Genomic DNA, 13,062 nt, shown 5'->3' with positions numbered 1-13,062 from the left:
CCTGCCTATCCTGGCGAATAATCATCCGGAAAATACCGGAATAATCCTTCTGTCAGGATTTCGTAAAAAAAGGAGAGGATTCCTGGTCGTATGGATAATATGCCCGTTAGGCTGTTTGTCTGATTTGACTTAGCAGAATAAAAATAAATGAAGTGCCTGCTGTTAATTATCCCGTAGACAATTCATGACGCATTGAACTATAAGGTTAATGTTAAGATAATGTAATGAATTGGGGCGAGCCCCGGTATTTTTTATTCTGAGGGTCCGTTGTGATCCGCCAGTCGGAAAGGAGTGTCTTCTGGGAAATCAACTTTTGTACCGGCCCGTTGCGGTCGGTTCCGACGTCCGCGAGCTCAGGCTTGCTGCTGGCCTGTCGCAGGAGGCCGCCGCAGAGCGATTTGAGCTCAGCCTGCGCGTCTGGCAGATGAAGGAGGCGGCAAAAAATCCCGCCCCCCTCAGCCAGGGGGAGTATGAACTCCTGCTGCTGCTCGCCGGGCGTCATCCGCATTATGCCCTTGTGCCGCAAAAGAAAAAGTAGCAGGCTCTGTCCGCTGACTGCTCGCTGAAGTTCAGTCGGGCGCGGCCGATAAGAGGATAAGGACATGAGCGGTAAATACTACTACGCGGTGCGGCGCGGACGCACCGCGCTCCAGGAAGTGCATTGCGCGGGGTGTTGAACTGGCTGAGGCCGGCGGAGTCCGCTTTATTGGCACGTTTTACTCGCTCAGGCATGCGCTTCAGTCCGCGCGCCTGCGGCACCCCGACTGCGTTATCTGCCTGCGGTGCGCCGCACTGCAGCGCTGAACGCGGCCAGGAATGGTCCTGAAATGACGTTTTTGTGACACCGGTACAGCCGGGCGTCACTGTTATCCCTGACCCTGCCCGCGGCGGGGTCAGCTTACGGGCCTTTCTTCCGGCGGCGGGGCCGCAGGTATTTCTGCGGCCCCGTCTGATTGAACGTGTCCCCTTTTTGCTGTGTCATGCCGGCCACAGCTCATTCGACCTCTGGGGGGACAAACCCTGAAACGCCCGACATCAGACCACGAGGTTGCCCGCCTCGCGGCGCTGGCATCCTATCAGCAGGCGAATGCGCTGCCGGAAAACGCGCTGGACCGCTTCACCACGCTCGCCGCGCGCCTTTTTCGCGTACCCACCGCCTTCGTTTCACTGATTGATGACCAGCGGCAGCTTTTTGCATCCCGCTACGGGCTTAACATTACCGGCACTGCCCGTAGCGTCGCCTTCTGCGACCACACGCTGGCGCAGGGCGAGATCCTCTGCGTGCCCGACGCTCTGGACGATCCGCGCTTTCGCGACAGCCCGCTGGTGCACGGCTACCCACACATTCGCTTCTACGCGGGGATCCCACTGACTACCCCGGACGGGCACCATATCGGTACCGTATGCCTGACCGACACGCAGCCGCGCCCGCCGCTCACGGACGCGGATCGGCAACATTTGACCGACATTGCTGCGCTGGTAATGGACCGGATGGAAGTCCACCGGCTTGAACTGCTGCGCCACGCCAGCCAGCAGCGGCTGGAGTCCATCTCGGCCACTTCCCCGGACGCCATCATCTGCACCGACCTGCGCCAGGGCATCACCTTCTGGAATCCGGCTGCCACCGCGATGTTCGGTTACGGGCCGGAGGAGATGGCGGGTCAGTATGTAGCCGGGCTTATTCCCGAGCGCTGCCAGACCGACTACCGCAACGAGCTGGAGCGCCTGACGGCCGACGAGGCGGCGATTTCGCAGCCGCGCACGCTGCAGATATGGGGGCTCAGGCGGGACGGCCGGGAATTTCCGGCCGACGTATCGTTCTCAGGCTGGCGGGAGGGCGGAGAACGCCTGGTGGGGATGATCATCCGCGACGTTACCGCCCGGCATGAGAGCGAGGCCCGTCTCTGCGAACTCGCCTCACTGGACATGCTGACACGCCTGGCCAGCCGCGGTGCGTTTATGCAGCAGCTGGGGCAGCTGACGGAGGCCGACGTGCCTTATACCCTGCTGATGATCGATCTGGACGGCTTCAAGGAAGTCAATGACACGCTCGGGCACGCCGCCGGCGACGCGCTGCTCTGTCACGTAGCGGAGCAGATCCGGCAGACGTGCCCCGGAGCGGTTACCGCCGCCCGGCTCGGCGGCGACGAGTTTATCATCCTGCTGCCGGGCGGAAGTAGCGGTGCCGGACTGACGGCAGATCGCCTGATTGCCGCGGTGCAGAGGCCTTTCAGTTACCACGGCTCACCTGTGGTGGTCGGCGCCAGCACAGGTATTGCTGCCTATCCTGAACACGGAGAGGACACGTCGGCCGTGATGTCGGCGGCGGACCTGGCGCTCTACCGGGCAAAGGCGTCGGGTAAGGGCTGCAGCGTCCTGTTCCGGCCTGAATTCCTGGCGGCGGAGCAGCGCCGCCGGCGCTTTGAGCGCGAGCTGGAAACCGCGGTTCGCCAGCAGCAATTCATTCTGCACTACCAGCCGCGTTATGACGCTGTTACCGGCCGCCTGCTCGGCTGCGAGGCACTGGTGCGCTGGCAGCATCCTGCCCGCGGCCTGCTGCTGCCCGCTGATTTTATTGAGATGCTGGTGAAAAGCCCGCTGTCCGTTACGCTCGGTGAATGGATTATCCGCACCGCACTGGCGCAGGTCCGCCAGTGGCAGGTCCGCTGCCCGGAGCTTCGGGTCAGCATTAACCTGTTCCCGCGACAGCTTTCCGACCCCGGGCTGGAAAGCGTGCTGCGGGAGTCGGCAGCCGGCGACGCAGTCTTTGTGGACCTGGAGGTTGATGAGCCGCTGCTGGCGGAGCTCGTTCAGGATGCTCCGGCGCAGTTCGCAGCCATCCAGCTCACGGGGGCCGCATTTGTTATAGATCATTACGGCCGTACGCTGGGCGCCATCAGCCTGCTGCGACACGGCTTCGTCAGCGGCTTCAAGATTGACAAGTCGCTGACTCTTGAGCTCGATACCAACATGCGCGTGCGTATGATGTTCAGGGCCATCGCGGGGCTGGGGAAAAGCCTCGGGCTCAGCGTGGCGGCGGAGGGGGTGGAGGATGTGGGGCAAAGGGCCTCCGTGACTGGCGCTCAGTGCGACATCATGCAGGGCAACGGGCTGTGCAGGCCCCTGACAGCAGCGGCCTTTGAAGCTCTGCTTGCCGCGGAAAACGCCAGCATGACAATCATGGACAAATGACTAATCGGGGGAGTTACCGTCGCTGCGCATCAGAGGTGAGAAACAAAATGGAAAAAGGAAACAACCGTTCTTTACATTCTACAAATAAAATCGGTCCAATATTAGTGTCGTCTGCAGCCGTACGGGAAGGGTCATAGTAAAGAAGGGTTCTGATCATGAGGCTGCGAGCAGTGTATGGCCGACATTTATGACAGGCGCCCACTGGTATTATCTCCTGGCGCCGTTCGTGAGGAGCTGAATCCGGAGACGTCGCGCGGCCGGGCAGAAGAAATCGCGCATGACGCAGCCTGACTGAAAAGGCGTTCATGTGGCAGACGGTTAGCAGAAAGGCAGGTCATCTTCATCAGGGCAGGGACCTGATTTAGCCAATCCCTGACGGTTAGGGCTGACCTGCTGAGGCTATCGAAGACGAAAGCTGTGCCGGGCGTTTCACTATGATTCTTTATCCAGTTACTGATCTGGCTCGTCGCGGAGCTGTTCAATGGCGAACAGCAAAGAAGGGGAACATTCTTCTCTGTTTTTACTTAAAGAGCTGCATCAGCTCGATGGCCAGTCGCTCACGATTTAATTCCCCGCTCTCGTTGGCGAGCCTGAGGCAGCACATGCCGGCCGCGAAACAGGCATCATAAAAATTTCCTCAACGGTTTCATATTCATGGATTCTCATCAGAACTCCAGCTGATGCCGTGTCAGGTAATGAAATGCAGGCTTTTAAGGAAACTGTTGTCTCAAGCGAGGCGACCCGCAGCCTGAGAGGGATTAAGCTCAGGGTAACTCCGCGGCGAGCATGGTGAGTATGCATTCTGCTCAGTTTAATGTTGTTAAAGGGCGAATGAAGCCCGTAAATTGCCCTGATACCGTTGTACGGATGGGCGCGCAAGCTATCCGCACTCTGCAGGGAAATCCTCCGCCAGCAGGTGGTGTAGCAGCGCGTCGTTACCGGGCACTGGCACCCTACGCCAGCCCGATCGCTTCAGTATGGCATCCAGCGCAGGCAATTCGCCGGTGAGTCGTGCAGACAGCGGTGCTGTCTGTCGGCCATGCTCATCAAATCCCTTGTCCAGCGCGCTGCGGCAAAGATACACGCCGGACACCGTCGGGCTGAGCCGTAGCTGGTGCCGGCCGCACCATTCGCGCCCGGCCAGCACCATATAAATCCAGCCTGTTAGCTTTACCGCCTGCAGCGCGTGCTGCAGGCGGTAAAGGTCGTTTTGTGCTCCCAGGTTGCCGCTTCCCGCGCGCCAGAGGTAGTCCAGCTTGCCGGGCAGGTCAGCCTGCAGCCCTTTTCCGCGTCCTTCTTTCAGCAACCAGCTGATATCGCCGGCCAGCCCCCTGGAAAAGCGTCGCTGCTTCTCAGCCACAGCCAGCCATCTGACCAGAAAAAGATTATCCTGCGCGGCTGAACTACTGAGCCCGTCGCGGCGGGCCATATGCAGAGCAACCAGCCCGCACCAGGCAAGATGACTGACCCCGAGGTTACCGTTGTCCATGGGTATTCCTTTAATGCAGTTCCTCCCGCAAACGGAGGCACCTGAAAAAACCAATGTAAGACATCATTCATGTTCAGGTAAATGAACCGGGCGTAAGGCACCTTCAGCTTTAGAGGCGGGCTGAAGCCAGTAGCAGCGCGCCCGGCACGAATCATAATTCTCTGTATCAATATCCGGCGCGGCTGTCAGTTACCGGTCTCCTGAATAAAGGGAATAGGGTCAACTTTTCGCGCTTACAGGTCGCGTAAAGATGCCATTGCAACAGCACCAGATGCTCCCGGGAAATGTCATCTCCCTAGATAGCAATAACCTGACAGGCTATCGGAATAATTCTGGCTCTGCAGAAAGGAGCGTCATCCCCTGCAGACGGCCGATGAGGACATAAGATAGTTACAATCGGCGGCGGAGCCCCTCCAACCTTTTGCCAGCCTCAGGCGCCATGAACATCACCAGATATGGTGCGGCAACGGCATCAGTGCAGCGATGCCGAAACACTTACACTAGAGCCTGGGCGCGGTGGGGCTGTTATGCAGACCAATGAGAAGCGGCATTTAGTCAGCAATTCTGTTGCGCTGGCAGCCGTTACCTGTTCCTGAGATGGGTCATGGCCTTTTTTGCGAAGCAGTTGTAAAAAGTTGCGGTGCCGGGTGCCTCCCGGTGATTCAGAGAGACTACCACCTGAATCGCCCCTGTATTCCTGCTGTACTTGTGTAGTCTGGCCCCGTCGCTAGAGGGATTCACCGCACATTGAGCATAGCACCTGCTGCGATTTAAACTTTCGTAACGTTAATATTTAGTCTGTATCCTCTTTACGCCAGTACCTATCACAGAGCCGAAAGATAAAGCGGCAGACTTTCAGTTATCTGAAAAATGGAAGGTGCTTTGCGCAATACCTTAACGAGGTTCATATTTAATGCCAGTAATACGGAGAAGGTATGAGCTGAACTGAATATATTGAGGTCTGAAGACAGCCAGACAGTGGCAATTTACGCACAGGACCGAATGGGAAGCGGTAAGCACGATGCCACTTGAAGCCATTTCCATTCACTATTTATGCAAGGTAATGCTGCAATACGCTACTACAGGATAATCCACTGGCTTGCGCTGCCAGAAGGGCGTAGGGAGCGTAAATTTACCTTTTTCGCGGTGAAGTCAAAAACCGGGCCAGCGCCCGGTAAAAGATGCAATTTTCCATTGCACCCAGGTCCGGAACTGCTCCAGACCCCCGATAACCTAGATCGTCTTCAAGACATGTCAAAAAATATCTGCAAAATCATCTTTTTGATTTAGAGGCCGTAAGTGAAGTTCCATGGACTAAAAAACGAGATTGTGCACGAAGCCAAGGTTACTAGGGAGCCTGCTATGTGGACTGACATCACAGGACGTGAGCCTTCGCTTTTCCAGCCTATTATTTACCTAACGGCATTCTGGACATGGAGGCGACCTGCCTCGGGAATAGGCGAGGGGGGCAGTATCATGCGGGAGTGCGCAACAATAAGGTCTTTAATCCTGTGATCCCCTCACTGGAAGCCGGTCATCGCTTCTCTCTGAATGCTGAAAGAACTGGCTGAGCTGCAGCCTGGTCCTGAGTCACCGGAAGAGATATTTTCGCCCGAGGCTTGCTTGAGGTATTCTACTTAACATCAGGGCGTAACCCTCACCGCATTACGATATTCGTCAATCTTTCAGACTCAATTTATCAACATAATATCGCCATATTGCGGACATCTTTGCCGGGATCCCGGCATATATCATTGGACAGGTCTTTACAGCTAGTACTCTAACTTCCGGGGTCAGCGAGTGTCCTGCCCGTCAGGGTGAAACCATGGTGGAAAGCAATCGGCATGTACAGGATGAAATCAGCAGAAAACATCTGCTATTCAAAAAATTAGATCAATCTTTTAAATGGAATCCGGGACCTGAATCTTCTTCTACAGCTTAGGCAAGCCCGGGTTAAGCCTAAATCCTATGCTCTAATTCTGGCGATGAACTGTTATTTAACAATTAACGACAAAAGAGCGCATCAAATCCAGGTCACCGCTCTGGCTGTGTATTTTTCAATAGAGATGCTTGACATTAAAAAAGCGATTTTGTAAAAATTAAATTGCCTGGTGTGTTTCATTCGCTAGTCCAATCATTCATCTCGCATATCAGGCCGGAAGCCCCTGCTCAACCGTAGGGGCTTTTTGTTTGTATTAATTCTCCCAGAGCTCAACTGAGCATTCCACGATGCAATGCGTCAGGTTTTATTATTTTTATTATATGTTTTAGATTGTTATCAATGCGGCGAATCCCTCTAAGCGATGGGGCGACGGGGCGACAGCAATCACTCTCCTGAGTGGCAACAAGCACAATAGCGGATAAGACTGGCTGGGCTTACTCACCGGGAGGCACCCGGCGGCGCAGACATTTCAAAGTCGGAACAAATCCTCCTATATGGCTTGGCATGAGATAAGAGCCAGCGCAAGTTTGCGGATGAGGGAGGCTGTTCTTCGTCTACCGGAAGGCACCCCGCGTTCCGGCAACCTGCTATTAAAAATCATTGTATATATCAGCCTATGGGGAGGGGGTAAACAGCAGGACACGTGAAAGAATGAAGCGACACAGGTTGTGATGTTTCTTAGCCACGGGAGGCCTCCCGGCACCATAACTGTTACTGAATAATTGAAAAGCGCTGAATCGTCACCGAAAAGCTTCAGGGCGGCCGTGAGCATAATAAGGTTCCCGTAGCAGATTTATCACTAAATTACCAGAATTCTGCTGAATATGCAGTAAGCTCGAAATGTAAAGTAAAAATATAAATAAAGCGTCAAAACTAATTGACCGTTTTTATTAAATTACGTGGTCAGCACTACTGAACTGAGAAAAATTTATTTATTCAGGTGAGGTTATCCTAACTGCATTAGCACAAAATCTAACCTAGACTGTCCATTCCGTGGTACTATCTTCCCTTAACTTAATTTAGGTCTGTGTGATGAATTTTAAAATACATGATAAGCTCATTCATGAGGTAGAGTCCCCAGAAGGCCTTCTTTACAGAATGATAATTATTTACACCTGTTTTATGACTGCGTTCATAGCCATCCTTTTTTTGGTAATAGGTGACACAACAAAAATAAATTTTTATTTCTTTATAAACTCTTGCACTGTAACAGTAATGGTATGGTTTATTAGAAAGTCCTTCAATATATTGTCGAGAGATATACATCTGCTGGCTTTCAGGGTAAGCTTATTTTTTCTCCTGAATTCCGCCCTTGCGTCTATGGCTGGAGGCCTTAACTTGATTGATAGGGATACAGCATCTGTTATTGCCGCTCTTTTATATGTTCCAGCCATGCTGGTTATCATTTATTCGTTCAATAAATTCATAGACTATGTTAATCATAATTATAAATCCGCAGTCAGTCTGTCATTAACAGATGAACTGACCGGATTACCAAACAGACGACACCTCAATGTTAAACTTAGAGAGCTTGAAAGCAGGGCTGGTACAATTTGCATTGCAGACATTGACCATTTTAAAAAAATCAACGATACATACGGTCATGAGGCTGGAGATAAGGTGCTGAGAAACATGGGCCTGAGGCTGAGTTCGTTTGTGAAAGATGAAATTTTCATTTCAAGATCTGGGGGTGAAGAATTTGCTATTATTATTTTTGATAACACAAATGCTGAAGATGTTATCAGGAATATAAAAACTTCAGTCTCAGATGGTTGCAATGGGAGTATCGGGGTGACGTTAAGTATTGGAGTGGCAATAAAGCAGAAAGAGGACTCATCTTCCGCTGCTATTACATCTGCTGATAATGCTCTATATCGGGCAAAAAGTGCTGGAAGAGACTGTATCATGTATGGTCAACGCTATCGCAGTTAAAATATCTGATTTTTTAAAGGGCGAGATGCCCTTTTAATTTACAAACTATGAAGTCTTTTAGTCGGGCTTTTTAAGCTAATTTCTTTGTGCATCTAATAATTTAAGTAAATGCAATACTGCCTTAGAGGGATTTCTGTGCCGCCAGGCAAAAGCTATGTCAGTGTATAGGGTGTTGTTTTCAATCTCACAAATCACGATGTTCGGATTGTTCACACAGCACATTGACTCAGGCACTAATGCGATGCCACATCCTGCCCCTACCATACCAAGAGAAGACATTATTTGTGGCGCCTGAAGAAATCGCGTGGTGGTAAATCCTGCGCGTATGCATGTGCTGGCGATGAGTTCATAAAGACTGGGAGCGACTTCACGCGGAAACATAATCAATGTTTCATCCGCCAGATGCACCAACGAAACGGTGCGTTGATGACTGTATGGATGACCTGCAGGTAAAGCAATCATCATTCTCTCAGTTGCAATAACCTTCAGATTAAACGATTTACTGCTTTCACAGGGTAAGCGAATAAATGCTGCGTCTAGTAATCCATCATGCAGATCCTGCATCAGCAAAGCCATATTCTCTTCCCGGGTGATGAGTTCCATCGCCGGATAATGCGTTTTGAATCGATGAATAAGTTCAAAAACTGGCGCCCCAAAGGCCACTGAACTGGCAAAACCCAGTTGGATTTGTCCGCTTATGCCCCTAGCCATGCCGCGGGCTCTCTCAAGCGCATGATCGGCAAGCTGCACAATTTCTAAGGCATCATTAAGGAATGCCCTGCCTGCTTCGGTGAGTTCAACACCACGCGTCTGACGTTTCAGTAAAGGTGTCCCAATTTCATGCTCCAGCCGCTGAATTTGTTGGCTTAACGGGGGTTGAGAGATGCCCAGAGCCTCAGCGGCACGAGTGAAATGCAGCGTCTCAGCGACAGTAATAAAATAACGCAGATGTCGAAGTTCCATATCAAAAACGTCTCAAAGTTAACATGTTTCGCTATTGGATTCGGTCAGCTAAAAAGACCAAGATGACATTAAGACGGCTTAACTATCGATTTGCGAGGTGGCAAATGTATAACTTTGTATCTGAGTCTAAATGCGATGAACAGTTGAGAGAAACTGTTAAAAAAATTAATGTTGATTCACCAGAAAAAATCATCTATCAGACTTCACTCATGAGCGCATTACTTAGTGGGGTTTATGACGGTTCAACTACAGTTTCCGAGCTGCTGAAACAAGGTGACTTTGGTCTGGGGACCTTTAATCGGCTGGATGGAGAACTCATTGCCTTTGACAGTAATGTTTATCAACTACGCTCTGATGGCACCGCCAACCCTGCTAATCCCGGACAAAAGACGCCTTTTGCTGTGATGACCTTTTTCAAACCAGAGTATCATCACCGCCTAGCCGAAACTGCTACACGAGAAGATGTTCATCAGGTTATCAACAGCAAAGTCACCTCAGACAATCAATTCTGCGCCATGCGCATCAGCGGACACTTCCATACTGTTCAGACACGAACAGTACCCTGTCAGTGCCGTCCTTATCGCTCGATGCCTGAAGTACTGGGCAATCAGCCCACATTCACCTTCAAGGACACCCTGGGTGAATTAATCGGCTTTCGCACACCGCAATACATGCAAGGAATCAACGTAGCAGGTTATCACGAGCACTTCATTACTGATGACCGGCAGGGTGGTGGGCACATCCTCGATTACGTGCTCAGAGAGGGAAATCTGACCTTCGGCGCGATTAGCAAGCTTATCGTTGAATTACCCAGAGACAACGAATTTCTTCGGGCAGAGCTCAATCCTCACAATCTTGATGAAGCAATTCGGTCCGTCGAAAGCTAACAGCAGGAGGCAAAATGAAAACGTTGAACAATAATGCTATTTGGAATAGCGGCGCCGATTTAGTTGTCGCGCAGCTTGAAGCACAAGGTGTAAAACAGGTGTTTGGGATCCCCGGAGCCAAAATAGACAAAGTATTCGATTCACTGCTGGATTCACCCATTCAGCTAATCCCCGTAAGGCATGAAGCAAATGCCGCCTTTATGGCCGCCGCGGTAGGCAGACTGACGGGACATGCAGGTGTCGCACTCGTTACCTCCGGCCCGGGTTGCTCTAACCTGATTACCGGTATGGCAACCGCTACCAGTGAAGGGGATCCGGTGGTGGCAATAGGAGGAGCGGTTAAACGGTCGGATAGCGCCAAACAGGTTCACCAGAGCATGGACACCGTTTCGATGTTTCGTCCGGTCACTAAATATGCTGTTGAGGTGACAGACCCTGCCGCACTGCCCGAATGTGTGTCGAATGCCTTTCGTCATGCTGAAAATGGACGCGGCGGAGGCGCATTTATCAGCCTGCCACAGGATGTTATCGATCAGCCTGTTTCCGGTAGCCCTTTGAAAAACCATGGGCACGTCAAGCTGGGTGCCGCTCCCGATGGCCTGATTGCCGCTGTCGGCCAGGAAATAAGCCGGGCAAAAAATCCTGTCATTTTGCTGGGACTGATGGCCAGCCAGCCAGAAAACAGTGCCGCAATCCATGAATTACTGTCAAAAAGCCAGATCCCTGCGACCAGTACATATCAAGCTGCAGGCGCGGTCAAACAGGAGAACTTCTCTCGGTTCGCAGGTCGTGTAGGATTATTTAATAACCAGGCCGGTGACAGATTGTTGCAGCAGGCTGACCTGATCATCACTATTGGCTACAGCCCGGTAGAGTATGAACCGGCCATGTGGAACAGTGGTAAAGCGATTCTGGTGCATATTGATGTGTTACCAGCTGATACAGATAACCACTATCTACCCGACGCTGAACTAGTGGGCGATATAGCGCAGACCGTAGGCAAGATTGCCGCGCACATTCACTTACCACTTCAACTCAGCAACGCCGCTTCTTCTGTACTGGAAGACCGACAGCACCAACGGCAATTGCTGGCCATGCAAGGCGCCACCCTGAATCAGTTTGCACTGCACCCACTGCGCATCGTACGTGCGATGCAGGACATCGTTAACTCTGATATCAGTCTTACCGTTGATATGGGCAGCTTCCATATCTGGATAGCGCGTTATCTGTACAGTTTCCGGGCGCGCCAGATTATGATTTCCAACGGACAGCAGACTATGGGTGTCGCTCTGCCATGGGCTATCGGAGCCTGGTTAGTTGATCCTTCACGCAAAGTCGTGTCGGTCTCCGGGGACGGCGGATTTCTGCAGTCAAGCATGGAGCTGGAAACTGCCGTCAGGCTAAAAGCCAATATTCTGCACATCATCTGGGTCGATAACGCCTACAACATGGTCGCGATGCAGGAAGATAAAAAGTATCAGCGTATATCAGGCGTCAACTTCGGCCCGGTTAACTTTAAAGCCTATGCCGAAGCATTCGGCGCCACCGGTTTCGCAGTTAACTGTGCAGAAGAACTCGAGGCAACGTTACGCAGCGCGATGGATGTCAGCGGCCCTGCAGTGGTTGCAATCCCGGTCGACTATAGCGACAACCCGCTACTGATGAGTCAGTTGCACCTGAGCCAAATCCTCTGATTTAAAAAGGAAAATATTATGAAAAACAGAGTCGCATTTGTGACCGGAGCCGGCCAGGGTATCGGCTCAGCTATTGCCATCCGCCTGGCTAAAGACGGCTTTGCGGTTGCCATCGCGGATTTCAATGTCGAAACAGCACAGCATGTCGCTGATGAGATAGTCCGGTCGGGAGGAAAAGCTATAGCACTAAGGGTTGATGTCACCCAGCGCGAGCAGGTCTTTCATGCCGTTAATGAAGCACGCCATGTTTTGGGGGATTTTAATGTAATTGTGAACAATGCTGGTATTGCGCCATCAACTCCTATAGCGGATATCACCGAGGAGATCATCGATAAGGTTTATGATGTCAACGTCAAGGGTGTGATTTGGGGTATGCAGGCAGCAATCAGCGCGTTTGTCGCGGAGAAACACCGCGGTAAAATCATCAACGCCTGCTCTCAGGCAGGGCATGTGGGGAATCCGGATCTGGCCGTATACAGCTCCAGTAAGTTCGCCGTTCGCGGGCTCACGCAGACGGCGGCAAAAGACCTTGCAAATCGAGGTATTACTGTTAACTCCTTCTGTCCGGGTATTGTAAAAACCCCCATGTGGGAATCCATTGACAGACAAATCTCTCAAGCTGCGGGGGAACCAGCAGGCTTTGGCACGCAAGAGTTTGCAAAACGAATTACGCTGGGCCGACTCTCCGAGCCGGAAGATGTGGCCGCGTGTGTGTCATTCCTGGCGGGGCCTGATTCCAACTACATGACCGGCCAATCGCTACTCATCGATGGCGGAATGGTATTCAACTAATTCCTCAATTGTGCTTACTCACATTCCTGTGTGAGTAAGCAGTTAGCCATGCTCAAGACCAGGAGGAGGCACTTAACCAAGCATCTCGTCTTAAATACGCAGTCTGCATTCTGGTATCAGACCTCAGCCAAAAGGCCCAATGTGAATCATCAGGCGGTAAGAGGCAGCTTA

Annotated in this window: 8 protein-coding genes; 6 read left to right on the top strand and 2 right to left on the bottom strand. The window is 52.0% G+C overall.

Annotated features, from left to right (window positions below; genetic code table 11):
- The first annotated feature begins 298 nt into the window (after positions 1-298).
- Positions 299-538: a hypothetical protein gene (locus tag VI01_RS24745; protein ID WP_039328794.1), complete on the top strand. Its 240-nt coding sequence runs from the start codon at positions 299-301 to the stop codon at positions 536-538.
- A 527-nt stretch (positions 539-1,065) separates the two neighbouring features.
- A complete protein-coding gene (locus tag VI01_RS06825; RefSeq protein WP_045814513.1) occupies positions 1,066-3,192 on the top strand; it encodes a bifunctional diguanylate cyclase/phosphodiesterase in 2,127 nt (708 codons plus the stop codon).
- A gap of 880 nt (positions 3,193-4,072) precedes the next feature.
- Here VI01_RS06825 and VI01_RS06820 read toward each other — a convergent pair.
- Positions 4,073-4,681, bottom strand: coding sequence for a DUF2913 family protein (locus tag VI01_RS06820; protein WP_045814505.1), 609 nt, complete (start codon positions 4,679-4,681; stop codon positions 4,073-4,075).
- 2,974 nt (positions 4,682-7,655) lie between these two features.
- Between VI01_RS06820 and VI01_RS06815 the strand changes: the two genes are divergently transcribed.
- Positions 7,656-8,555: a GGDEF domain-containing protein gene (locus VI01_RS06815; RefSeq protein WP_045814504.1), complete on the top strand. Its 900-nt coding sequence runs from the start codon at positions 7,656-7,658 to the stop codon at positions 8,553-8,555.
- Positions 8,556-8,630: 75 nt separating this feature from the next.
- On the opposite strand, the gene VI01_RS06810 is transcribed toward VI01_RS06815, so the two are convergent.
- Positions 8,631-9,518 (bottom strand): LysR family transcriptional regulator, encoded by an 888-nt coding sequence (locus VI01_RS06810; protein ID WP_045814503.1) that lies wholly within the window; start codon positions 9,516-9,518, stop codon positions 8,631-8,633.
- Between the two features lie 104 nt (positions 9,519-9,622).
- Between VI01_RS06810 and budA the strand changes: the two genes are divergently transcribed.
- Genes budA through VI01_RS06795 form a run of 3 tightly spaced genes read left to right on the top strand, consistent with a single transcriptional unit; the run spans position 9,623 to position 12,891 of the window.
- Positions 9,623-10,405: an acetolactate decarboxylase gene (gene budA / locus VI01_RS06805; protein ID WP_045814502.1), complete on the top strand. Its 783-nt coding sequence runs from the start codon at positions 9,623-9,625 to the stop codon at positions 10,403-10,405.
- A gap of 14 nt (positions 10,406-10,419) precedes the next feature.
- Complete coding sequence (gene alsS / locus VI01_RS06800; RefSeq protein ID WP_045814501.1) at positions 10,420-12,099, top strand: acetolactate synthase AlsS; 1,680 nt, start codon at positions 10,420-10,422, stop codon at positions 12,097-12,099.
- Positions 12,100-12,117: 18 nt separating this feature from the next.
- Complete coding sequence (locus VI01_RS06795) at positions 12,118-12,891, top strand: (S)-acetoin forming diacetyl reductase (RefSeq protein WP_045814500.1); 774 nt, start codon at positions 12,118-12,120, stop codon at positions 12,889-12,891.
- Positions 12,892-13,062 lie beyond the last annotated feature (171 nt).

This window comes from Pantoea sp. SM3, assembly GCF_000963995.1.
Classification (GTDB): Bacteria; Pseudomonadota; Gammaproteobacteria; order Enterobacterales; family Enterobacteriaceae; genus Pantoea; species Pantoea rwandensis_B.
This window is presented reverse-complemented; position numbering and strand designations above follow the sequence as displayed.